18 protein-coding genes are annotated in these 23769 nt (G+C 66.9%); 4 read left to right on the plus strand and 14 right to left on the minus strand.

Translation table 11 applies throughout. The annotated features are described in order from the left end of the window. Positions 1–5: 5 nt before the first annotated feature. Complete coding sequence (gene dapA / locus QZ471_RS12200) at positions 6–881, minus strand: 4-hydroxy-tetrahydrodipicolinate synthase (protein WP_363287217.1); 876 nt, start codon at positions 879–881, stop codon at positions 6–8. Between the two features lie 345 nt (positions 882–1226). Between dapA and QZ471_RS12205 the strand changes: the two genes are divergently transcribed. The 3 genes from QZ471_RS12205 to QZ471_RS12215 all read left to right on the plus strand — a co-directional run bounded on the left by QZ471_RS12205 (position 1227) and on the right by QZ471_RS12215 (position 3203). Beyond that, positions 1227–1703 (plus strand): heme-binding protein, encoded by a 477-nt coding sequence (locus tag QZ471_RS12205; RefSeq protein WP_295464038.1) that lies wholly within the window; start codon positions 1227–1229, stop codon positions 1701–1703. Positions 1704–1714: 11 nt separating this feature from the next. Further along, positions 1715–2113 (plus strand): hydroxyisourate hydrolase, encoded by a 399-nt coding sequence (uraH, locus tag QZ471_RS12210; protein WP_027602718.1) that lies wholly within the window; start codon positions 1715–1717, stop codon positions 2111–2113. 316 nt (positions 2114–2429) lie between these two features. Further along, the gene (locus QZ471_RS12215) at positions 2430–3203 is read left to right on the plus strand and encodes a lipopolysaccharide biosynthesis protein (protein WP_295464041.1); all 774 of its coding nucleotides are present in this window, start codon (positions 2430–2432) and stop codon (positions 3201–3203) included. Positions 3204–3237: 34 nt separating this feature from the next. Here the strand turns inward: QZ471_RS12215 and QZ471_RS12220 are convergent, their stop codons facing one another. The 4 genes from QZ471_RS12220 to QZ471_RS12235 all read right to left on the minus strand — a co-directional run bounded on the left by QZ471_RS12220 (position 3238) and on the right by QZ471_RS12235 (position 7563). Continuing rightward, positions 3238–3675 carry a YqaA family protein gene (locus QZ471_RS12220; protein ID WP_295464698.1) on the minus strand — a complete coding sequence of 146 codons (438 nt, stop codon included), beginning with the start codon at positions 3673–3675 and terminating at the stop codon, positions 3238–3240. A 236-nt stretch (positions 3676–3911) separates the two neighbouring features. Beyond that, on the minus strand, positions 3912–5537 hold the full coding sequence (locus tag QZ471_RS12225; RefSeq protein WP_295464043.1) for a methyl-accepting chemotaxis protein: 1626 nt from the start codon (positions 5535–5537) through the stop codon (positions 3912–3914). Positions 5538–5903: 366 nt separating this feature from the next. After that, positions 5904–6443, minus strand: a complete 540-nt coding sequence (locus tag QZ471_RS12230) for a thioredoxin domain-containing protein (RefSeq protein WP_295464045.1) — start codon at positions 6441–6443, stop codon at positions 5904–5906. A gap of 76 nt (positions 6444–6519) precedes the next feature. Continuing rightward, positions 6520–7563, minus strand: coding sequence for an NAD-dependent epimerase/dehydratase family protein (locus QZ471_RS12235; RefSeq protein ID WP_295464047.1), 1044 nt, complete (start codon positions 7561–7563; stop codon positions 6520–6522). Between the two features lie 161 nt (positions 7564–7724). Here QZ471_RS12235 and QZ471_RS12240 point away from each other — a divergent pair, with 161 nt between their 5' ends. Continuing rightward, positions 7725–9122 carry a CoA transferase gene (locus tag QZ471_RS12240; protein ID WP_295464049.1) on the plus strand — a complete coding sequence of 466 codons (1398 nt, stop codon included), beginning with the start codon at positions 7725–7727 and terminating at the stop codon, positions 9120–9122. 5 nt (positions 9123–9127) lie between these two features. Here the strand turns inward: QZ471_RS12240 and QZ471_RS12245 are convergent, their stop codons facing one another. From QZ471_RS12245 to QZ471_RS12285, 9 genes are all read right to left on the minus strand, one after another. Next, on the minus strand, positions 9128–9799 hold the full coding sequence (locus QZ471_RS12245) for a response regulator (RefSeq protein ID WP_295464051.1): 672 nt from the start codon (positions 9797–9799) through the stop codon (positions 9128–9130). Continuing rightward, positions 9796–11196 (minus strand): ATP-binding protein, encoded by a 1401-nt coding sequence (locus tag QZ471_RS12250; protein WP_295464700.1) that lies wholly within the window; start codon positions 11194–11196, stop codon positions 9796–9798. The genes QZ471_RS12245 and QZ471_RS12250 overlap by 4 nt, the downstream gene beginning before the upstream one ends. 234 nt (positions 11197–11430) lie before the next feature. Continuing rightward, positions 11431–12879, minus strand: coding sequence for an efflux transporter outer membrane subunit (locus QZ471_RS12255; protein WP_295464053.1), 1449 nt, complete (start codon positions 12877–12879; stop codon positions 11431–11433). A gap of 11 nt (positions 12880–12890) precedes the next feature. After that, the gene (locus tag QZ471_RS12260; RefSeq protein WP_295464055.1) at positions 12891–15992 is read right to left on the minus strand and encodes an efflux RND transporter permease subunit; all 3102 of its coding nucleotides are present in this window, start codon (positions 15990–15992) and stop codon (positions 12891–12893) included. Then, positions 15989–19150 carry an efflux RND transporter permease subunit gene (locus QZ471_RS12265; protein WP_295464057.1) on the minus strand — a complete coding sequence of 1054 codons (3162 nt, stop codon included), beginning with the start codon at positions 19148–19150 and terminating at the stop codon, positions 15989–15991. Before QZ471_RS12265 ends, QZ471_RS12260 begins: the two co-directional genes overlap by 4 nt. Continuing rightward, complete coding sequence (locus tag QZ471_RS12270; protein ID WP_295464059.1) at positions 19147–20331, minus strand: MdtA/MuxA family multidrug efflux RND transporter periplasmic adaptor subunit; 1185 nt, start codon at positions 20329–20331, stop codon at positions 19147–19149. Before QZ471_RS12270 ends, QZ471_RS12265 begins: the two co-directional genes overlap by 4 nt. A gap of 426 nt (positions 20332–20757) precedes the next feature. Continuing rightward, positions 20758–21591 carry a glutathione-dependent disulfide-bond oxidoreductase gene (yghU, locus tag QZ471_RS12275; protein ID WP_295464061.1) on the minus strand — a complete coding sequence of 278 codons (834 nt, stop codon included), beginning with the start codon at positions 21589–21591 and terminating at the stop codon, positions 20758–20760. 71 nt (positions 21592–21662) lie between these two features. Beyond that, the gene (locus tag QZ471_RS12280) at positions 21663–22565 is read right to left on the minus strand and encodes an AraC family transcriptional regulator (protein WP_295464063.1); all 903 of its coding nucleotides are present in this window, start codon (positions 22563–22565) and stop codon (positions 21663–21665) included. A gap of 66 nt (positions 22566–22631) precedes the next feature. Further along, complete coding sequence (locus QZ471_RS12285; RefSeq protein ID WP_295464064.1) at positions 22632–23726, minus strand: GNAT family N-acetyltransferase/peptidase C39 family protein; 1095 nt, start codon at positions 23724–23726, stop codon at positions 22632–22634. Between the last annotated feature and the right edge of the window lie 43 nt (positions 23727–23769).

Here is a 23769-nt window from a genome sequence, read left to right on the forward strand (position 1 = left end):
CCGGATCAGTCGCGGTAGATGGCCAGCAGGCCTTCGAGCTTGTGCACCGTGGCTTCATCCAGCGGCGCGACCGGGGCCCGGCAGGGGCCGACCGGGACGTTGAGCAGGTCGGCGGCCTTCTTCAGTACCGACGGCATGGTCCCCAGAGCGAAGGCATCGCGCAGCGGCCGCAGCTTTTCCTGGGCGGCGCGGGCGGTAGCGTAGTCGCCGGCCTGGAAGGCGTTCCAGATGGTCATGACGACCTGGGGCACGGCATTGGCCGTGGCCGCCACGGCGCCATCGCCGCCGGCCAGCAGGTTCCAGTAGATGAGGGAGTCGGTGCCGGCGAAGACGGCGAAGTCGTCGCTGCGGTACTTCAGCATCTGCACCAGGGCGTCGAAATTGCCGGCGCTGTCCTTGATGCCCTTGATCTGCGGATGCTGGCTCAGGGTGGCCACGGCGCCAATGCCGATGGACATGCCGGTCTTGGCCGGAATGTTGTAGAGCATCAGCGGCAGCGAAGAGGCATCGCCGATGGCTTCGTAATGCGTGATCAGCTCTTTCTGGCTGACGGCATTGAAGTAGGGCGTGATGACCGATAGGGCATCGACGCCGCGATCTGCCATCTTTTTGTTCAGTTCAATCACTTCGTGAGTGGCGAAGGCACCGGTACCGGCCACCACGGGGACGCGGCCGCCTGCGGCGTCCACCGTTAGCTCGGCGATACGCAGCTTCTCGGCTTCAGAGAGGGCGAAGAATTCGCCGTTGGTGCCCAGTACGAACAGGCCGTGGACGCCAGCGCCGATCAGGTTTTCGATCAAACCGCGCAAGGCGTCTTCATCGACACGCTGCTGGGCGTCGAACGGGGTGACGAGGGCGGGAACGATGCCGCGGAATTTCATGGTCATGCCTACCTTGTGATTGTTCTGATCACAATAAAGCACGTTTTGATCTAATCGATCAATACTCCTTGGGAAGATTTGCGGCAGTGAGCGACCAGTTGCCAGGCGAGGGCCTCCGCCGCTCCGCGGCGATCAGTCAGCGCGGGCCCAGGAACGGCTAAGCACAGGGCACTCCTCGGGGTTGGCTCGGGCCGCCAGCGAAGACCGGCTGGTCGAAGGGGGAGCGCACTCCGGGGATGGCAGCCATCTCCTTGAGCAACCTGACAAAATTGTCATGCTGGAGTACCAGTTCCTGACCGATCGATCAGGATAGTTTGGCGAGGTCATTTCCCCGGACCTCGAATCATGTCGCGCTTTCTTTCTGCTCATGCCGCTGCGCTGCTGGCCGCCACCCTGCTCGGTCAGGCGCAGGCGGCCCTGCCGCAGCACCCTGATCTCGACCTCGCCGCCGCTCAGCGGCTGGCGCAAGCCGCGCCCTGCAGCGCGGCCCTCGCGGTGCTCGACCGCAGCGGCCAGACGATCCTGCTGCAACGCGATACCCGCGTCGGGCCGCACAACGCCGAGGCCGCGCGGCGCAAGGCCTTCACCGCGCTGTCCACCCGTACCCCCTCGCAGGCGCTGGCCGAGCGTGCCCGGCAGAACCCGGACGCGGCCAATCTCACCACGTTGCCCGAATTGCTGCTGCTGGGCGGTGGCATCCCGCTATACGAGGGCGACCAACTGGTCGGCGCCCTGGGCATCGCCGGGGCCGGCGGGGGCGGGGCGGACGAGCGCTGTGCGCTGGCGGCCGCTGAACACCTCAATCTCACCTCCCATCCTTGAAGGAGATCTCCATGAAGACGTTCGTTCTGTTGTCCGGCCTGGCCCTGTCCGGCTTTGCGGTCGCCGCACCCAATCCCCTGAGTGTCCATGTGCTCAACCTGGAAGATGGCAAGCCGTCGGCCGGGGTGCATGTGACCCTGGAACGTCAGGTGGGGCAGGGCTGGCAACCGCTGGCGGAAGAGGTCACCAATGAGCAGGGCCGGGTGCCGGCACTGTTTCCCAAGGAAAAGACCTTCGAGAAGGGGGAATACCGCGTGGTCTTCAAGACCGGTGATTACTATCGCCAGCAGGGCCGCAGCGCCTTCTTCCCCGAGATCCCCGTGGTGTTCGACGTCACCCAGCCGGAGCAGCACTATCATATCCCGCTGTTGCTCAGCCCCTACGGCTTCAGCACCTACCGCGGTTCCTAGCAAGACCCTCTGTAATGTCGGCCTGGCACGGGCAGGCAGGCCGATACTGGCACGGCGCCAGGCTTTGTATATGGGTGGATACAAGATCGCGACAGACTTTTACTTTGGCGAGAAATCCCTCTACCCCTCGGGCGCGCACAATTGGTCAGGTTATAGGCCAGACCTGAGTGTCGTTCGCTGAGCGGCGATCCGGCTGTGGCCGCAAGGCGTGCTCGGTCTCGTCATTACCGGGCGCGTGCCTCGTCCTTCATTGGTCTGGAGTCGCGTCTTGTACCTGTCGCCCCTCTCGTTTCAATCGGCCAGGCCGGAGAGCCCGATGGCTGGCGCCTTCGCCGCCTGGCGCAACCGCTATCGCGGCCCGGTCCTGCTGCTCGCCTCGGGGCCCTCCGCGGGGGCGCTCGACCTGGCGGCCTGGCAGGACATTCCGCTCATCACCATGAACGGCGCCATCGCCAAGCTGGCGGGCAGTGCCCTGCGCCCGCTGTTCTATGTCTGCAGCGACCTGAGTTTCGCTTTGCAGCAACCCGACCTCTACCGCCAGGGGCTCGAACACTCGGCGCGCCTGGCGCTCTGGCCGGAAGCTATCCAGGCGCTACCAGCGGACCTCGCTGCCAAGGCCCATGCCCTGCACCGCGCCCCGGCCACCCGCCTGGAGCATCACCTGGGCGTCGAGCAGGAGCAGGCGCAGCGGGCCTCCACGCTGTTCAGTCGTCGCGCCCGGGACATCGGCTTCAGTCGTGACCTGGACTACGGCATCTTCGATGTCCGCACCGTGGCCTTCATCGCCCTGCAGCTGGCCTACCACCTGGGCTTCAGCGAGATCTACCTGGCTGGAGTCGATCTCGATACCCAGGCGCCGCGCTTCTACGAGGACGGCCGTAGTCCGGCGTCGCCCTGCGGTCTGGAGCAGCATCTGCACAGTCGCATCCTGCCGGGCCTGCAGGTCATGCAGACGGTGATGCAGGCGTCCGGTCGCCGGGTGTTCAATCTGTCGACCCGCAGCCGTATTCCCGCCGAGCTGATTCCCCGCGTCGACCTCGCCGCCGTCGAGGCGCGTTGGCTGGCACGTGGCAGACGTCAAGCCGGCTAGGCAGCTTCATCGCCAAGGAGGAAGGGCTGTCTTATCAGCTCCAGCCCAGGGCGAGCCAGGCGACCACGCCGTAGCGGATCGCCTTGGCCAGGGTCACCACCAGCAGGAAGCGCCACAGGGGTTCACGCATCACGCCGGCGACCAGGGTGAGGGGGTCACCGATCACCGGCGTCCAGCTCAGTAGCAGGGACCACCAGCCGTAGCGCCGATAGGCACCCTGGATGCGCACCAGACGCTCGGGGGTGAGGGGAAACCAGCGCCGCTCGCGAAAGCGTTCGAGATGGCGACCCAGCCACCAGTTCAGCGTCGAGCCGGCCACGTTGCCCAGGGTAGCGGCCAGCAGCAGCGCCATCGTTGCATAGCGCTCGGTCAGCAACAGCCCGGCCAGGGCCGCTTCCGATTGCAGCGGCAGCAGCGTCGCCGCCCCGAAGGCGAGGGCGGCTAGCCCGAGGTAGACGCTCAGGGCTGCCAGGACGGGGTCTCCACCGCGGCAGCGCCTACCTGTGGAACGACGCTCAGGCGTTCGCTCGAGGCGAGCCGGTGCTGTGGTTGGATTTCAGGCGAGCGAGGGCTCATATGAATGTCTCGGGGAAGTCGGAAGGGATGTAGCGAGCCGGGGTCTCGGCTCGCTCCTGGCTACGCTATTGCGCTCATCCTAGCGTCCAGCGTGCGGGCGCTCCAGGTATGGCAGCCCTTCGGCTTGATCGGTCAGAGCACGAACTCGCCGACCACGCGGCGCAGGCCCACGGCCAGTCGCGAGACGTCGTTGCTGGCGGTGGCGGTCTGGTGGCTGCCCGCCGCCGTCTGGTGCGAGAGGTCCTTGATGCTGGTCAGGTTGCGGTCGATTTCCCGGGCGACCTGGGCCTGCTCTTCCGCGGCCGTAGCGATCAGGGCGTTGCGTTCGTTGATGGCCGCCATTGCCTCGGCAATCTGCGTCAGGGCGCCGCTGGCGTTCTGGGCTACCTGGATCGATTGGCTGGCCATCTGCCGACTGTTCTGGATGGCGTGGGTCGCCTGCTGGGAGTCGCTTTGCATGGCGCCGATCATCTGTTCGATTTCGCGGGTGGACTGCTGGGTACGGTGGGCGAGGGCTCGCACCTCGTCGGCCACTACGGCGAAGCCCCGGCCCTGTTCGCCGGCACGCGCCGCTTCGATGGCGGCGTTGAGGGCGAGGAGGTTGGTCTGCTCGGCGATGGAGCGGATCACCTCGACCACGGAGCTGACTTCCTGGGCTCGGGTCGACAAGGCCTGTACCTGTTCGCTGGTATCGCCCACGTTCTGGCTCAGGTCGCGGATGGCGGTCAGGGTGGAGCCGACGTGCTCCAGCCCGACATGGGTAAGATCCTGAGTACGTTGCGAGGCTTCGGCGGTCTGCTCGGCATTGCGCGCCACCTCATCGACGGCGGCGCTCATCTCGGTGACTGCCGTTGCCGCCTGATTGACTTCGTCGTTCTGGCGGACCAGGCCGCGGTTGCCCTCATCGATCACCGCAGTCATCTCTTCGGCGGCGGCGGCCAACTGGGTCGAACTCTCGGAGAGATGGCTGATGGTGGTTTTCAGGTTGCCTTGCATTTGCCCAAGGGCGGTCAGCAGGCCGGCGGCTTCGTCGCGACCGGAGACGGTGATGTGTGCGGAAAGGTCCTTGCTGGCGATGCGCTGGGCGATGCGCAAGGCTTCGCCTATCGGTCCGGTAATGCTGCGAATAAGTAGGAACGCCAGGATGCAGGTGGCCAGCAAGGTGGCCGCGATCAGCCCGATGACCAGTCTCAAGCCCATCGAATAGATGGCCTCAGCCTCGATACCGGCCTGTTCGGCGCCGCGGTCGTTGAATTCGATAAGCGCCTGCAACTGTTGCTGCATGCTGTCAGTGACCGGGCGGATGCTGCCGTTGATCAGGTTGAGGGCCGCGGCATTGTCGCCGCTGCGGAACAGGGCTTCGAATTGCTCCAGCAGCTGTTGGTAGCTATCGGCGGAGCTACGAACCTGCTCATAGAGTCTCCGTTCTTCTTCGCTGGAAACCAGGCGATCATATTGCGCGACGCTATCCACCAGGCCTTTGCGGTATTTGGGAAAGTCGTCCAGGACCTTCTGGCGCAGCTGCGCATCGCTCGTGGTAGTACCCCTGAGACTTTCCAGCCGTAGCCGGAGCATGCTGGAGCTGATGAGCCCGGCTTGACGCACGCTATCCATCCAGTCGTTTTCCACGATCTGTTCGGACTCTCTGAGTTTGCCCATCTGCACGATGGCAGCGATGCCTAGCGCAAATACGATTGTTACGATAATCGAAAAGATGAAAACCGCTCGTGGCGTCAACCTAATCTTGCGCAGGAACATGATGACCGTCCTTTTGTTATAGAAAATGTCATCAGGTTATTGGTGGCTCGCTCAGCTTCTGTAATATCTTTTTTATATGGGTGTCATGGCTTTTACGTGGATTCATCCGTCCAAATGCTTTCCATATGAATTTTCGTATTTATTTTGGTAATACCAAGCTATAGAGATTTTACCGGCCACGTGGCGCCAGAAGGCCGGCGCGTCTGGTTTTCTTGGTGATGCGTAATTTGCTCTTGCCGACGAGTACTACCATTGATGAGAAGCAGTCCTGAGGGACAGGCTCGGGTAGTCCGCTTTCTACCTAGGCCCCAGCGAAGACTCCGTACCATCTATCGGTAGAAGATCAGACGAATGGTGGCGCTGACGTCACTTCAGCCGGGCGATCCAGTCCGCGACCGAATCACCGCTACTGATATCCGGTTGCACCAGGCCGTCGATCATGAAGGTGGGCGACACGTGGATGCCGTTCTGCCGCGCGTATTTGCAGTGCCACTTGATGGCCTGCTGCAGGTCGGGCTGGGCGAAGGCCTCAGCCAGTGCCAGGCCGGTATAGCCTTCCAGTCGCGCTATGATGTCGTTGGGCGTCGCGTCGCGATTGGGACCGGTGGCGTGGTCCTGGAACTCGAATTCCTCGCGGTGGGCGGCAACGGCGGCCAGCACCGCCTTGGCGCTTTCCTTGCCGCCCTCCAGGGTGGCGGCGGCCAGGACGCAGCGCACCACCACCCCGGAGAACAGGTGCCAGGGCTGGGACTGCAGACGGATCTTCAGGGTGATTCGCTCTGGACCAGCCTGGGCCAGCAGGTCGTCGAACTTGTTGAAGGCCTTGACCGAGAAGGGGCAGGTGGGTTCGAGAAAGACTTCGAAGATGCGCGGGCCTTGGCCCCAGCTGAGGGTGTCGGTGTACATCGGGGACTCCTGTGAAATTGGCGAGGCGACCGGGATGAGACCGCACGCCGTCCCTGGCGTTTTCCCCGGGCAAGGCTCAGGGGATCAGCCGGCGTCGACGCATGTCCTCCAGGTGCGCCAGCAGCACCTCGTCCGAGCGCAGCACCATATTGTGGAAACCGGCCTGCCGTGCCTTGGTCACGTCGAAGATGGCGTCCTTCTCGACATGGAAGATGAAGTCGCCGAAGGCACCGGGTGCGATCCGCTGGGGATCGGTTTCGGCCAGGTTCTCGCGCTGGGCCAGGGCCTGCCAGACCGGCTTGAGCGCAGTCAGGCGCTGGTCCAGGGAAATCGGCTGGGGCTCGCCCACTTCCAAATCGAACCAGGCGGCCAGCTTGGGCCAGACGTGGCTCCAGCGGAAGACGTCGCCATTGGTGAGGTTGAAGGCACCGTCCCTTTCCTCTTCGGCCGCCCAGACGGCCGCTTCGCCCAGCAGCGGCGCGGCGGTGACGTTGACTAGTGCGCCGCGATAGGCCTGCTCCGGGCCGGGGAACTGCATGGCGGTGCCGGTCTCCTTGCAGAGGGCACCATAGAGGCCGATCAGATTGCCCAGGTTCATGGCCGAGCCCAGCGAGTGGCCGATGACGATGTCGGGCCGCAGGGCGGTCCAGCGGATACCTTCGGCCTCCAGGCTGCGGGCGAAGTCTTCGTGACGGAAATAGAGATTGGGCGGGAAGTGGCGGCTGTCGTCTTCCCGCGCCGGCGTCTTGTAAACGCCCAGGTGTGCACCATAGATCTTGCCGCCCTGGACGAAGGTGATGCGCTCTAGGGGCGCTCCCGCGCTACGCACCGCGGCCACCAGATTCTCCAGCATGGCGGCGTTCTCGTCGGCTTCCACACCGGGGGCCGGGTTGGGCTTGAGGGCGCTGTAGAAGAGGTGCGTCACGTCGGCGAACCTGTCCTTGGCGGCGGCCAGGCTGCCGACGTCCAGCAGGTCGGCGGTCACATGGGGAAAGCGACTCGGCGCATCCTGCGAGCGGCCAACGGTGGTGATGGACCAGCCGGCCTTGGCGAAGGCTTCCAATACCGCCTGGCCGATGATGCCGCTGGCGCCGGCGATGAGTAGCTGTCGTTCGGTCATGGGGACTCCCGGTGATTATTGACTGGGGATGAAGGGGGAGACCCTGGCAGCCGCTGCTTTGTCCCCTTGGCGGGCTGGACGGTCGCCGGATGAACGTCGATGTCCGGCCATGGCCAGTAGGGCTATTGTGGAGGCAGCGTTCCGCCACGGAGGATACGTCCTTGTCCGATCCCACCCATGCACCGGCCGTCCTGGAGTCCCTGCTCGGCGACATGATCACGGCCCTTGGGCTGCAGTCGGCCCTGGCCACTGACGTTCAGGTCCAGGGCGACGACAGCCTCGCCTCCTGTTTCCCCGTCAGCGATCTCGCCGCGGCGGCGATCGCGGCAACCGGTCTGGCTACCGCCGACCTGCTGGGCGCGGGCGCCTCGTCGGCCCCGGTGCAGGTGGATCGCCACCTCGCCGCTGCTTGGTTCAAGACGTCACTGCGCCCGCTGGATTGGGCATTGCCAGAGGTCTGGGACCCGGTCACCGGGGACTATCGCACCCGCGATGGCTGGCTGAGACTGCATGCCAACGCGCCTCATCACCGGGAGCGCGCCCTGGCTGTACTGGAGTGTGCGAACGCTCGGGAGGCCGTCGCCGAGGCCATGGCCGGCTGGTCAACTGAGGCCCTGGAAGCGGCTCTTGTCGCGGCCGGTGGCTGTGCGGCGCGGTTGCGCACCCAGGCGGAGTGGCAGGCGCATCCGCAAGGGCAGGCCGTTCGCGCCGAACCGCTGATCGCCGAGGAATGGACAGGCGCCGATATCGCAAGCGGTTGGCGGCCCGATCCACAACGTCCCTTGCAGGGCATTCGTGTCCTCGACCTCACCCGCATCCTCGCCGGCCCCATCGCCACCCGCCTGCTGGCCGGCCTGGGCGCCGAGGTGTTGCGCCTCGATCCGCCGGGGTGGGACGAGCCAGCCCAGGCACCGGAGGTGACCCTGGGCAAGAGGTGCGCGCGACTGGATTTGCGCCGGCCGGCCGACCGGCTGGTGTTCGAGAGGCTGCTGGCCGAGGCGGACGTCCTGGTCCATGGCTATCGCGCCGACGCCCTGGAGCGGCTCGGCTATGGCGGCGCCGAGCGCCGGGCCCTGAATCCCGCGCTGATCGACGTGTCCCTCTGCGCCTACGGCTGGAGCGGGCCCTGGGCGCTGCGGCGGGGCTACGACAGCCTGGTGCAGATGTCCTGCGGCATCGCCGCGGCCGGTCGCGACTGGCAGCAGGCGGAGCAACCGGTGCCTTTGCCGGTGCAGGCTCTCGACCATGCCACCGGCTACCTGATGGCGGCCGCGGTCATCCGCGGCCTCACCGGCCGCCTGCGCGAGGGACTTGTCCTCAGGGCACGCCTGTCGCTGGCACGGACCGCCTGCCTGCTGAGCGAGCATCCCGCCGTGGCCCGCGAGCCGTTCTACACCGGTGTGCAGGACGCCGACTTCGACACTGCCCCCGAGCCCACCGCCTGGGGCCCGGCGCTCCGCTTGCGCCCGCCGCTGCGGATCGGTGACCTGCGCCTGTACTGGGAACGGCCGGCGACTCGGCTGGGGTCGGCGAGTGCGGTCTGGTCACCGGCAGCCTGAGCGGTTCAAGTCTCCAGACAATACCCCACACCATAGATGGAGCGGATCAACTCGCAGTCCGGGTCGAGGCGGTGCAGCTTGCGGCGGACGTTACGCACGTGGCTGTCGACGGTGCGGTCGGTGATGATGCGGTAGTCGGTGTGCAGGTGGTTGAGCAACTGATCGCGGGAGAGCACCTTGCCGGGGTGCTTGGCCAGGGTCGCCAGCAGGCGGAATTCCACCGGGGTCAGCTCCAGCGGGTGGCCATTGAAGCTGGCCTGGTAGGCCTCGGCGTCCAGTTGCAGGCCGCTGGGTGTCGGCAGGCCCGTCGGCGTGCTGCTGCGGCGCAGTACGGCCTTGACCCGGGCCACCACCTCGCGTGGGCTGAAGGGTTTGCAGATGTAGTCGTCGGCGCCCAGTTCCAGGCCGAGCAGCCGGTCGATCTCGTCGACCCGGGCGGTGACCATGATGATCGGCAGGGCGCTGAAGGCGCGTACCGCGCGACACACCTCCAGGCCGTCCAGGCCGGGCAGCATCAGGTCGAGCAGCACCAGGTCGGGCGGCGTGGCGCGGATGGCGGCCAGGGCCTGTTCGCCGTCGGCGTGCCACTCGCAGGTGAAGCCGGCGGCCTTGAGGTAGTCACCCAACAGGGCGGCGAGCTTGGGTTCGTCTTCCACCAGCAGGATGGTCTCGCTCATGCCGGGCTCCGGTCGTCGAGGGCGGGCAGGCAGACCTCCAGCCAGAGGCCGCCGAGGGGAGAGGCATGCGCCTGCAGGTGCCCTCCGTGCACCTCGGCGATGCCGCGGCAGATGGCCAGGCCCAGCCCGGCACCGCCACTGCGCCGGCTACGCGAGCCCTCGACGCGATAGAAGCGTTCGAACAACCGCTCGCGGTCGGCCGCCGGTACGCCGGGGGCGGAGTCCTGCAGATCGACCTGCAGCAGGTTGCCGACCTGACGCGCGGCGAGGTGTACCCGCCCAGGGGCCTCGGTGTATCTCAGGCTGTTCTCCAGCAGGTTGTAGAACAGCTGGCCGAGGCGCGCCTCGTCGCCGCGGATCATCAGGGGCGCGTCCGGCAGCTCCAGCCGCAATTCCAGGCCGTCCTGGCGATAGCGCGGGCGCCAGGCATCGACGGTCAGCGCCAGCAGCGTTGCCAGGTCCACGGCCTCGTGGCGGTAGGTGGGGCCGCCCACCTCGGCGAGGGACAGCTCGAAGAGATCGTCCACCAGCTTGTTCAGCGAACCGACCTCGGTCTGCAGCGACTTCAGGCCGCTGACATCCAGGGGGCGGATACCGTCTTCCATGGCTTCCAGTTCACCCCTGAGCACCGCCAGCGGGGTGCGCAGCTCGTGGGAGATGTCGGCCATGAAGGCGCGGCGCTGGCGTTCGTTGCTGGCCAGGACGCTGGCCATGCGGTTGAAGTCCTGGGCCAGTTGACCAGCCTCGTCGGCGGAACGGATGGGTAGCTGGATACCGTAGTCGCCGGCCGCCAGGCGATGGGTGGCGGCGGCCACGGTGCGGATCGGGCGCAGCAGGGTGCGGGCGATCCACCAGGCCAGAGCGGCGGCCAGCAGCAGGCAGACGAAGGCGATCACCAGGCTGGAGCGGATCTGGCTCTGCTGGAAGCGGCGGTCGCCGTCGCTGATGACCGCCTCGAAGGGGGTCAGCGCCAGCCAGCCGACCACCCGACCCTGCCAGTGGAGGGCACGCAGCAGCGGTTGGGGCGGCAGGTCGCGAAAGCCGATTAGGTAGCGATGCTCGGCATCCAGCAGCGAGAAGCGCAGAAAGGCGCCGGTGAGATCCGACACCGGCGGGGAGGGTCGCGTGGTGGTATTCGCGGGCAATTCCGGTCGCAGCAGCTGGATCCAGGCCTCGGGCGGGTGCTGGTTGAGCAGGAAATCCCAGCTGCCATGCTCGGCATAGGCATGTTCGAAGCGTGGCACCAGGGCATCCAGGCGCTGTTCGGCCTGGCCGTTGAGATAGCCGAGGAAGTCCCGCGAGAAACTCAGGTAGGAGGCCCAGGCCATGCCCAGCACGGCGAAGGCGCAGAGCGCCAGGGCCGCGAGAAAGACCTTGGCGGAGAGGGATAGACGCAGCAGGCCCATGCGGATCTCGGCGACGGAAGGTAAGGGCACGCTAGCAGCTCCACGGGTAGCTGTCAGAACCTATTCTTGATCTGCTGCGCGTCGGCCAAACGGCGTTGAAAATGGCCTGGGTCGCCAGCCCGGTCGAAATGCTCATTACCACTCGTAAACTCCGCTTCCTCAGCTATTTTCGCGGGGCCGCCCAGGCCTTGTTTGTCTCTAGCTCGCGAGATCGAGAACAGGTTCTCAGGGGGCGTCGGCCAGGCGCGCGGCCTGCCAGTCGCCGCCCAGGGCCATCTGCAGCTGGACACTGGTCACCAGCTGACTGGATTCCAGTTGCAGCAGGCTTTGCTCCTGACTGAGCTGGGTCGCCTGGGTGGTGGCCACGTCCAGGTAGTCGATGATGCCGGCCTCGTACTGGTCGCGGGTCACGCTGGCCGAGTCACGGGCGGCGGCCACGGCGCGGCGCTGGGCGGCGAGTTCGGGACCGAGCACGTGCAGGGCCACCAGGTCGTCTTCCACCTCGCCCAGGGCGGTGAGTACCGTCTGCCGGTAGCTGGCGACCTTGGCGTCGTAGGCGGCGCGAGCCTGGTCGACGCCGGCGCGGGTGGCGCCGAAGTCGAACAGGGTGCCGGAGAGCGTCGGGCCCAGGGACCAGAAGCGGCTCGGTGTCTTGAACAGCTCGCCGAGCAGGCTGCTCTGGTAGCCGCCGCTGGCGCTCAGGGTCAGGTCCGGATAGTAGGCGGCGGTGGCCACGCCGATGGCGGCGTTGGCCGCGGCCACCTGGCGCTCGGCCTGGGCGATGTCGGGGCGGCGCTCCAGCAGCTCGGTGGGCAGGCCCGCGGGAATCTCCGGCAGCCGGGCCTGCCACCGGGGATCGACGGCCAGGGTGAAGTCCGCCGGCGGCTTGCCCAATAGCAGGGCGATGGCGTGTTCCAGCTGGGCGCGCTGGGTGGTCAGGGCCAGCCGGTTGGCGTCGGCGCTCTCCAGCTGGGTCCGCGCCTGGGCGAGATCGGCGCGAGAGGCGAGTTGTTCGTCGTACTTGTTCTGGATCACCGCGAGATAGCGCCGGTAGTCGGCCAGGGTCTGGTCGTAGAGCGCCAGGCGCCGATCCAGCACGCGCAGCTGGAAGTAGTCCTGGGCCAGTTCCGCCTGGGCGCTGAGGGTGGCGTTGGCCAGCTCCGCGGCGCTGGCCTGGGCACTGGCACGGTCTTCTTCCAGGGTGCGGCGCAGCTTGCCCCAGAGATCCAAGTCCCAGCTCAGGCCGAGACTCAGGCTTTCGGCGTTCCTCACCGTGGCGCCGCCCGCCGTAGAACTGCTGGAGTTGCTGGAACCGCTGGAACTACTGCCGTTCTCGCTGCGGGTCGCCTTGGCGTCCAGGGTGGCGCTGGGCAGGGTCTCGGCACGGCTCTCGCGGACCAGGGCGCGGGCCTGGCGATAGAGCGCCTGGTACTGGGCGACGTTCTGGTTGGAGACCTCTACCTGGGCCAGCAGGGCGCTGAGCTGGGGATCGTCGTAGCGCTGCCACCAGGCGCCCTTGGCCTGGTCGTCGCGCGGACTGGCGGCCTTCCAGCCGGCCGCCTCCTTGAATTGGGTCGAGACCGGGGCGCTGGGCCGCTGGTAGTCGGGCCCGACGGTGCAGCCGGCGAGCAGGGTCAGCAGGAGCAGCGGGGGCAGGAGGCGCGGGAGGGGCATGGTCGTTACCTTCAGGCCGCGGTGCGGCGCAGACGCTGGTGCCAGAACCGGCGGCTGGCGCGGCTCAGGCGGTCGAGACAGAGGAACACCACCGGGGTGGTGAAGAGGGTCAGCACCTGGCTCAGGGCCAGGCCGCCGGCGATGGCCAGGCCCAGGGGCCGGCGCAATTCGTCGTCGCCGCCGCTGCCCAGGGCCAGCGGCAGGGCGCCGAAGAAGGCCGCCAGGGTAGTCATCAGGATCGGCCGGAATCTCAGTCGGCAGGCCTCGCGGATGGCGGCCTCGGGTGAGAGGCCGCGGTCGCGCTCGGCCACCAGGGCGAAGTCCACCAGCAGAATGGCGTTCTTCTTGACGATGCCGATCAGCAGCAGGATGCCGATCAGGGCGATGAGGGTCAGCTGGGTGCCGGTGGCCAGCAGCAGCAACAGGGCGCCGACCCCGGCCGAGGGCAGGGTAGAGAGGATGGTCAGCGGATGGATGTAGCTCTCGTAGAGCATGCCCAGCACCAGGTAGATGGCCGCCAGGGCCGCCGCCACCAGCCAGGGGATCTGCGCGACCAGGGTGGCGAAGGCCTGGGCGGTGCCCTGGAAGCCGGACTGGATCTCCCGCGGCAGGCCGACCTTGACCAGCGCCGCCTTGATCGCCGTCTGGGCCTGCTCCAGGGAGACGCCATCGGCCAGGTTGAAGGCCAGGGTGCTGGTGGCCATCTGGCCCTGGTGCGCCACCGCCAGGGGCGCGTTGCCGCCGGTGAAGCGGGCGAAGGCGGCCAGCGGGACCTGGCTGCCGCTGCTGGTCACCACGTACAGTTGCTTGAGCACCTGCGGGTCCTGGGTGTAGTTCGGCGCCAGCCCCAGCACCACGTGGTACTGGTTGAGGGTGCGATAGAGGGTCGCTACCTGGCGCTGGCTGAAGGCGTTGTCCAGCAGGGTGTCGAGGTCCTTGACGCTCACCCCCAGACGACTGGCCGCGGCGCGGTCGATCTCCAGACGCACCTCCTGGCCGCCGTTCTGGGCATCGGAATCCACCCCGGTGAGTTCGGGCAGGGTCTTGAAGGCGGCTTCCACCTTGGGCGTCCAGCTGCGCAGTTCGTCGAGATCGTCGGCCTGCAGGCTGAATTGATAGGTGGCGTTGGCGCTGCGCCCGCCGACGCGCAGATCCTGGGCCGGCATGAGGAACAGCTGGATACCGGCGTGGCGGCTACCGGCCAGGCTCAGGCGATTGGCGATCTGCTGGGCGCTGTCCTGGCGCTCGCTGTAGTCCTTGAGGCGGATGAAGAACTGCGCCGAGTTGCGCGAGCCGAACATCCCACCGCCGGTGGAGGCCATCACCGCCGCCACGTCGGGATCGCGACGCAACTGGGCGGCGATTTCCCGCACGAAGGGCGACAGGGCCTGGTAGGAGATGTTCTGGTCGGCGCGGATGGCGCCCATGATCACCCCGGTGTCCTGGTCCGGGAAGAAGCCCTTGGGCACCACCACATAGAGATAGACATTGAGCACCACGGTCAGCGCCAGGCTCGCCAGGGTCAGCAGCGGATGCCGCAAGACCCAGTCCAGGCCGCGCAGGTAGCCGGCTTGCAGGCGCGCCAGGGTCGTTTCGATCAGGCGATAGGCCGGCGGCACCGGCGCGTCGGGCGACCGCTCGCGCAGCAACCGGGCGCAGAGCATGGGGGTGAGCGACAGCGACAGCAGCATGGAGATGACCAGGGCCACGCTGAGGGTCACGGCAAATTCGCGGAACAGCCGGCCGACGATGCCGCCCATGAGCAGCAGTGGGATGAACACGGCGATCAGCGACAGGGTCATGGACAGCACGGTGAAGGCCACTTCGCGCCCGCCGACCAGCGCCGCGCGCAACGGCCCGCGGCCCAGTTCGCGATGGCGGGTGACGTTCTCCAGCACCACGATGGCATCGTCCACCACGAAGCCGGTGGCGATGATCAGCGCCATCAGCGACAGGTTGTCCAGGCTGTAGTCGAGCAGGTACATCACCGCGCAGGTGCCGATCAGCGACAGCGGCAGGACCAGCGCCGGCACCAGGGTGGCGCGCAGGTCACGCAGGAAGACGAAGACCACCCCGATCACCAGCAGCACCGCCACCAGCAGGGTCTCCTCGGTGGAATGCAGCGAGGCCTTGATGCTGGCCGAGCGATCGATCACCGGCACCAGGTCCACGTCGCCGGGTACCAGGGCCTGCAAGGCCGGCAGCTGGGCCTTGATGGCGTCCAGGGTCTGCAGCATGTTGGCACCGGCCTGGCGGGTCACGGCCAGGGTCACCGAGGGCTGGCCGTTGAGCGAGCCGCTGACGTAGACGTCCTCCACCGTGGCATAGACCCGCGCCACGTCGCTCAGCCGCACCGCGGCGCCCTCCTGGTAACCGACGATCAGCTGCGCATAGTCTGCCGCCTGCTCCAGCTGGCCGTTGCTGTCGATGGACCAGGTCTGGCCCTCGGCGTGCAGCACCCCCTTGGCGCCATGGGTGGTGGCGTTGGCGATGGCCGCGCGCACGCTGTCCAGGGCGATGCCGGCATGGGCCAGTTGCTGGGGTTGCAGGTCGATGCGGATCGCCGGCAGCGAGCTGCCGCGAATCGACACCTGGCCGACGCCCTGCACCTGGGCGATCTTCTGCTGCAGGATGCTCGACGCCAGGTCGTAGAGTTCGCCCGGGCTGCGCGTCTTGGACGTCAGCGCCAGCATCAGGATCGGTGATTCCGTGGGGTTGGCCTTGCGGTAGGTGGGCAGGCTGGGCATGCCGCTGGGCAGCAGGCTGCGCGCGGCGTTGATGCCGGCCTGGACGTCGCGGGCGGCGCCGTCGATGTTGCGCGACAGGTCGAATTGCAGGATCAGGGTGGTGGAGCCCTGGCTGCTGCTGGAGGTCAGCTCGGTGATCCCAGCGATCTGGCCGAGGCTGCGCTCCAGCGGCGTGGCCACGGTGGCGGCCATGGTCTCGGGGCTGGCGCCGGGCAGGCTGGCGGTGACCACGATGGTGGGGAAGTCCACCTTGGGCAGCGGCGCCACCGGCAACTGGGCGTAGCCGAGCAGGCCGAGCAGCAGCACCGCCAGGCTCAGCAACAGGGTGGCGACCGGCTTGAGCACGAACAGGCGGATGGGGTTCATCGCTCTTCGCTCCGCTGCCAGCGCCGTCCCAGCCGCTCGCCGAGGCTATCGAAGGCCAGGTAGATCACCGGGGTGGTGTAGAGCGTCAGCACCTGGCTGACGAGCAGCCCGCCGACGATTACCAGCCCCAGCGGCCGGCGCAGTTCGGCGCCGGAACCACTGGCGAACATCAGCGGCAGGGCGCCGAGCAGGGCGGCCAGGGTGGTCATCAGGATAGGTCTCAGGCGCAAGAGACAAGCACGGTGGATGGCCGCCCGCGGCGCCAGGTGCAGTTGCTGGCGCCCCTCCAGAGCGAAGTCCACCATCATGATGGCGTTCTTCTTGACGATGCCGATCAGCAGCACCACCCCGATCAGGGCGATCAGGGAGAACTCGGTGCCGGTCAGCAACAGCAGCAGCAGTGCGCCGATGGCCGCCGAGGGCAGGGTGGAGAGGATGGTCACCGGGTGGATGAAGCTCTCGTAGAGCACCCCCAGCACGATATACATCACCACCACCGCGGCCAGAATCAGCCACAGGGTATTGCCAGCGGCCTGCTGGAAGGCCTGGGCGGCGCCCTGGTACCTCAGGGTGACGCTACTCGGCGCCTGGGCCTCGGCCAGGCTCTGGGCGATGGCCTGCTGTGCCTGTTCCAGGGAATAGCCGTCGGCCAGGTTGAAGGACAGCGTCACCGCCGGAAACTGCCCCAGGCGCGTCAGCGCCAGGGCGCCGGGACGCTGCTCGATACGGGCGATGTCGGTGAGGCGTACCAGGCCCTTGGGGGCGCTGGTGGTGGTCGTGGCAGCGGTGCTTGTGCTGGTACTGGTGCCGGTGCTAGCGGTCGAACTCGTGGCGGGCGCCAGGTAGATGTCGCCGAAGGCCGCCGGGGTCTGCCGGAAGGCACCGGGCACCTGCAGCACCACCCGGTACTGGTTGGCCTGGGTGAAGATGGTGGAGATCAGCCGTTGACCGAAGGCGTTGTACAGGGCGGTGTCCACGTCGGCAGCGGTGATGCCGAAACGCGCGGCGGCGGTGCGATCCAGTTCCACCTGGGCGGTCAGTCCCTGGTCTTCCAGGTCGTCGAGCACGTCGCGTAGCTCCGGCCGTGCCTGCAGGCGCTGCATGAGCCGCGGTAGCAGGGCAGCCAGCTGGGTGCCGTCGGCGTCGTCAAGGGTGAACTGGTACTGGCTGGGGGTGAGCTGGTCGTCCACCGTCAGCTCCTGGTTGGCCACCAGGTCCAGGCGAATGCCGGCGACGTCCGCGGCGGCCTGCTTGAGGCGCTGGATGATGGCAGGCGCACGGTCGCTGCGTTCGTCGAAGGGCTTGAGCTGGATCTGCAGGCGGCCCTGGTTGAGGGTGGCGTTGGTGCCGTCCACGCCGATGCTGGAGGTGACCGTGGCCACCGCCGGATCGGCCAGCACCCTTTGCACCAGCGCCTGCTGGCGGCGCGCCATGGCGTCGAAAGAGACATCCTGCGACGCGCGGGTGAAGCCGACGATCAGCCCGGTGTCCTCGGCGGGAAAGAAGCCCTTGGGCACCAGCAGGTAGAGCAGGGCGGTCAGCGCCACGGTAGCCACCGCTACCAGCAGGGTCAGCCGCTGATGGTCCAGCACCACGCTCAGGGTGCGGTCGTAACCCGCTACCAGGCGCTCGAACTGGTGTTCGCCCCAGCGCGCGAAGCGGCTCTGGCGCTCCAGCGGCACGTGGTGCAGCAGCCGGCCGCAAAGCATCGGGGTGAGCGTCAGGGAGACGAACATGGAGACCAGGATGGCCACCGCCAGGGTGATGGCGAATTCCCGGAACAGCCGGCCCACCACATCGCCCATGAACAGCAGCGGGATCAGCACGGCGATCAGCGAGAAGGTCAGGGAAATGATGGTGAAGCCGATCTCCCGCGAGCCGCGCAGTGCCGCCTGCAGCGGCGGTTCGCCCTCTTCCAGGTGGCGGGCGATGTTCTCCACCACCACGATGGCGTCGTCGATGACGAAGCCGGTGGCGATGGTCAGGGCCATCAGCGTCAGGTTGTTCAGCGAGAAACCCGCCAGGTACATGACGCCGAAGGTGCCCACCAGCGACAGCGGTACCGCCAGGCTGGGGATCAGGGTGGCGGTGAGGTTGCGCAGGAACAGGAAGGTCACCATCACCACCAGGGCGATGGACAGCAGCAACTCGAACTGCACGTCGGCAAGCGAGGCGCGGATGGTCTGGGTGCGGTCGGCCAGCACCGTCAGTTGCACGTTATCGGGCAGGGCGGCGCGCAGTTTGGGCAGTTGCGCCTGGATGGCGTCGAACACGCCGATGACGTTGGCCCCCGGTTGGCGCTGGATGTTGATGACGATGGCCGGGCGGCCGTTGGCGGTGGCCTCCAGGTAGGCGTTCTCAGGCGCCTCCTCGGTAGTGGCCACGTCCTTGAGGCGCAGGGCGGCGCCGTGCTCGTAGCTGAGCACCAGCTCGCCATACTCGGCGGCGCTGCGCAGCTGGTCGTTGGCGTCGATGGTGATGGAGTGGTCGGGCCCATCGAAGCCGCCCTTGGAGCCGTTGACGTTGGCCGCGTTGACCACCGTGTAGACGTCTTCCAGGGTCAGGCCGTGGGCGGCCAGGGCCTTGGGGTTGACGTCAATGCGTACCGCCGGCTGCTGGCCGCCGGCCAGGCTCACCAGCCCGACCCCGGAGATCTGCGACAGCTTCAGCGCCAGGCGAGTGTTGACCAGGTCCTGCACTTGGGTCAGCGGCAGGCTGTCGGAGGTGGCGGCCAGGGTCAGTACCGGGGCGTCGGCGGGGTTGACCTTCTTGTAGGTGGGCGGATTGGGCAGGTCGTTGGGCAGGAAGCTGTTGGCGGCATTGATCGCGGCCTGCACCTCCTGCTCGGCGACGTCCAGCGACAGGCTCAGGTCGAACTTCAGGGTGATCACCGAGGCGCCGGCCGAGCTGGTGGAGTACTGCTGCGCCAGGCCGGCCATCTGCCCCAGCTGGCGTTCCAGGGGCGCGGTCACCGCGGTGGCCAGCACCTTGGCGCTGGCGCCGGGGTAAAGGGTGGTCACCTGGATGATGGGATAGTCCACCTCCGGCAGCGCCGAGATGGGCAGCAGGCGATAGCCGAGGATGCCGGCGAACAGCACCGCCACCATCAGCAACACCGTGGCCACCGGCCGCTGGATGAACAGCCGCGACGGATTCATCGGCGGGCATCCGCTGCCGGCGCGCCTTCCACCCGTACCTGGGCCCCGTCGCGCAGGTGATCGATACCGCGGATGACCACCCGTTCATCGCCCGCGAGCCCCTGGGTGATGGCCACTCGGTCGCCCAACGCCGGCCCGGTGGTCACGCCGCGTCTTTGCACCTTGTCATCGGCGCCCACCACATAGACGAAGCTGCCATCGCTGCCCAGCTGCACGGCGGCGGCAGGAACCACCACCGCGTTCTTCAGGGTGTCGGTCTGCAGGCGCACGTTGACGAACTGGTTGGGGTACAGCTTCTCGTCCGGGTTGGCGAACAGGGCCTTGAGCTTGAGACTGCCGGTGCTGGTATCGATCTCGTTGCTGATGAACTTCAGGGTGCCCTCGGCCAGCGTCGTGCTGTCCAGTTGGCCGAGCGCGGTGACCGGTAGCGCCTGGCCCTGGCGGACCTTGGGCAGCAGGCTGGCAAGCATCGCCTGGGGCAGGCTGAAGGTCACGGCGATGGGATCGGTCTGGGTGATGCTGACGATGCCGGTGGTGTCGCCGGCCGCCAGGTAGTTGCCCGGGTCCACCAGGCGCAGGCCGACGTAGCCATCCAGCGGCGCGGTGATGCGGGCGTACTGCAGATTCAACTGGGCGGCGGCGATCTGTGCCTGGTCGGCCTGCACCGCGCCCTGGTACTGGCCCACGGTGGCCACCTGGGTATCCAGCTCCTGCTTGGCCAGGGAGTCCTTGGCCACCAGCCGGCGGTAGCGCTCCAGGGTCAGTTGGGCGCTCTTGAGCAGCGCCTGGTTCTGCGCCAGGTCGCCGCGGTACTGGTCGAGGGTGGCCTGGTAGGGCCGCGGATCGATCTGCGCTAACAGCTGGCCCTTCTTCACCCGCTGGCCTTCGGTGAAGAACACCTGCTCCAGCTGGCCGGCCACCCGGGTGGTCACGGTAACGCTGGCATTGGCCACCACGGTGCCCAGGGCGGTGAGGGTGACGGGTACGTCGGCATGCCCGGCCTGGCCCACCGCGACGGTAATCGGCTGCGCCTGTCCGGCATTTGCCCCCCAGCTCCGGCCGCCATGGTTGCCGTGCGCGTTAGTGCCTGCGTCGCTCGAACGCTCATGCAGCCTGAGGCCCAGCGCCACGGCGGCACCGACCAAGACAACGACGACGAGAATGCGGGATTTCCTGCTCATGCCTGCCAGACCTGATTGAGATGGAGGTCAGGCTGCTGGGCAAATGTGCAGGAAATATGGAAAGGCGCTCAGCGCCTGCTAATGAAGTGTTTCAGACACTCGCGCAGGAGTTGGCGAGCGCTTTTTGCCCGGTTCGCTACTAAGAGCGTGCCAGGGGCTGAGGAGTGACAACGCAGGCCGGCCGGTCCGCCGTTGCCGGAAAAAGCGCTGCCAAACTATGTAGATAACTGCTGAAACACCGCACGAGGTCGGCCTTCCAATCGCGGCCATGGGCCGCTCCTACGGTGGCGGCCATGCCTGTAGGAGCGGCCCATGGCCGCGATCAGGAACCCCAAGACTGGCTTCAGATCCGGCTACCCGCGATCAGGCACCGCCCTAGCATTGAGCGCAGCGAAGCCCAACGGCACCCGCCGCTTCAAAAAAGCGTCAGTCCAGATCCGCCGCCGAATGCCGCTCGGCCACTTGCTCGTCGGGCTCGCCCCAGGTGCGATTGACACGGCGGCCGCGTTGCACGGCGGGGCGCGCGGCGATGGCCTTGGCCCAGCGCTGGACGTGGGTATAGTCCTGCACGGAAAGAAACTCCGCGGCGTTGTACAGCTGGCCCAGTACCAGGTTGCCGTACCAGCTCCAGATGGCGATATCGGCGATGCCGTATTCCTCGCCCGCCACATAGGTACGCTCGGCCAACAGCCGGTCGAGCACATCGAGCTGGCGCTTGGCTTCCATGGCGTAGCGGTTGATCGGGTATTCGAGCTTTTCCGGCGCATAGGCGTAGAAATGTCCGAAGCCACCGCCCAGGAAGGGCGCCGAACCCATTTGCCAGAACAGCCAGTTCAGCGTCTCGGTACGGCCAGCATGATCCTTGGGAATGAAGGCGCCGAAGCTATCGGCGAGATAGAGCAGGATGGCGCCGGACTCGAAGACGCGCAGCGGCTCGGCTCCGCGGCGGTCCACCAGCGCCGGGATCTTGGAGTTGGGGTTGATCTCGACGAAGCCACTGGAAAATTGCTCGCCTTCGCCGATGCGGATCAGCCAGGCATCGTATTCGGCGTCGCTATGTCCGGCCGCCAGCAATTCTTCCAGCAGGATGGTCACCTTCATGCCGTTGGGCGTGCCCAGGGAATACAGCTGGAAGGGATGCTCGCCGACCGGCAGATCCTTGTCATGGGTCGCGCCAGCGACGGGCCGGTTGATGCTGGCGAAGTTGCCGCCAGAGGTGGTAGGGGTCCAGACGCGTGGGGGAGTGTAGGGTTCGCTCATGGTGGCTCTGTCCTCGGTCGGTAAAGATCGGTCGTTCGATCATAACCGAACATGCGTTGCTAGGGCTCGGCTCAGGCGTTCTGTTCGGTCAGCCGTTGCGCCGTCAGACTCCGATACTGCCGCGGCGTCATGCCCTTGAGCTGATGAAAGCGCCGGTTGAAGTTGGAGATGTTGTTGAAGCCGGCTTCGAAACAGATGTCCGTCACCGGCATGCGGCTGTGGGACAGCATCTCGCAGGCCTTGCTGATGCGCAGGCTGTTGACGAATTCGACGAAGGTGCGCCCCGTGGCCTGGCGGAAGAAGCGCGAGAAATAGGTGGGCGTCATGCCCAGGTGCTCGGCCGCTTCCTCTTGGCTAAAGTCGCGCTGGTAGTGATCGAAGATGAAATTCAGCGCCCGGTTGGTGCGATCCACTGCCTGTTCGCTGGCGGTACCGGGCTCCACTACGCCGGATAGCAACTGGTAGCGCTCCGAGGTGGCCAGTGCCTCCATCAGCACCAGGAAATGCCCGAGGCGGGTGGCGCCGCCACTGTCGGCGATGCGTTGCAGCAAGTCACCGGCCCTGCCGATCAGCTCGGGATCATGGAATTCGATGCCGTAGCGCGCCCGCTCCAGCAGGGGCGCCAGGCCGCTGAGCTCGGGGAACACCGCGGTGGCGTTGTCCACCGTCTCGTCGGTGAAGTTGACCAGCATGTCGCGCTTGACCACCACCTCGCCCTCGGCGATGCGGCTGATCCAGTTGTGCGGCAGGTTGGGGCCGGTTAGGAACAGAGTGCCGGGATAGAAGTTGCCGATATAGTCGCCGATGAAGGCCGTGCCGGAACTGGCCACGATCAGGTGCAATTCGTATTCCTTGTGGAAGTGCCAACGCACCAGCGGGCAGGGGAAGCCGTGCTCGCGGTAGATCACCGAGTGGCCGCTCAGGTCCTCCATCAATTCATAGGAGGGACTGCTCTTGCGTAAGGACTGACTCATGGGTCGACCTGTCGTTCTTGTTGGTCTTGATCCTGGCCCTGTTGGACGTCCATCGCAACCCTGGGTTCAGCCAGTACGCAGGATCACCGCCGCCCGCAGCTTGCCGCGGCCGAAGCGACTCATCTTGTCGAATTCGGCGTGGGACACCGGGATGTGCTGGCAATCCAGCTCGCGCCGGTGCTGGCTGTGGTCCACGTCGGGGTCGTGCAGGTAGACGAAATCCTCGTCGCAGTCGGTGACCAGCACCCAGTGCGGCCCCTTGGCCTTGGTCAGGCGGAAGGAACTGATCAGCACCAGCGGGAAGGCACCCTGGTTGACCCAGTGGGCGATGTCCAGCCGCGTCCGGTAGAGGCGCTCGATGGGTGACTGCTTGACCTCGGCGCTGAAATCCTCGTGGACCAGGCGCATCACCTCCTTCTTCTCTTCGCTGCGTACCCCGTCGAGGAACAGCGGGCCACGGGTATTCACCTGTAGCGTGACCTTGAAGCCCCGGCGCAGGGCGGCCAGGGCCAGGCCATGGGGGCCGCAACCGCCATGGCCGGCGGTCATGTAGATGGTGGTGGCTTCGCGCCACAGCCGCAGTTCCTCGCGACGTTCCAGCGGACGCCCGGGCTGCAGGGCGCCCATGGCCATCAGCAGACTGGCCGGGCCGCAGGTGAAGTCGGTGGTCTGGCGGTAGAAGGGCACCGGGCGGGCCTGGCCCTCGCGCGGCTGACGGATGCGCTTCTCGAAGCGCAGCGCCTGGCTGTGGTCCTCGTAGTAGTCCTCCACCGTGGCGAAGGGCAGGTAGCCGTTACGTTCGTAGAGGGCGATGGCGGCGGCATTGTCCGGTCGCACCTCCAGGCGCAGATAGGCGCAATCCCGCTCCACCGCCTCGGCCTCGGCGGCGTCCAGCAGGCGCTGGCCGAGGCGATGGCCGCGGGCGGCCGGGTCCACGGCGATGGAATAGAGACGGGCGAGGGAGGTGTTCTGGTGGAACAGCACCAGGGCGTAGCCGGCGACCTGCGTTCCGTTCTCCGCCAGGATCAGCACGGCGTTGGCGCGGGTGAGCATCCAGTGGAAATTGCGGCGGGAAAGACGGTCATAGCTGAAGCAGCGGGCTTCCAGATCGACCAGCGCCGCCAGATCGTCTAGCCCGGCGGGCCTGAGCATGAAACTCATCGCGAAGGATTCTCCTGGAGCGGAGCGGGCAGCCTGCCACGGT

The sequence above is a fragment of the uncultured Pseudomonas sp. genome (assembly GCF_913774235.1).
Classification (GTDB): Bacteria; Pseudomonadota; Gammaproteobacteria; order Pseudomonadales; family Pseudomonadaceae; genus Chryseomonas.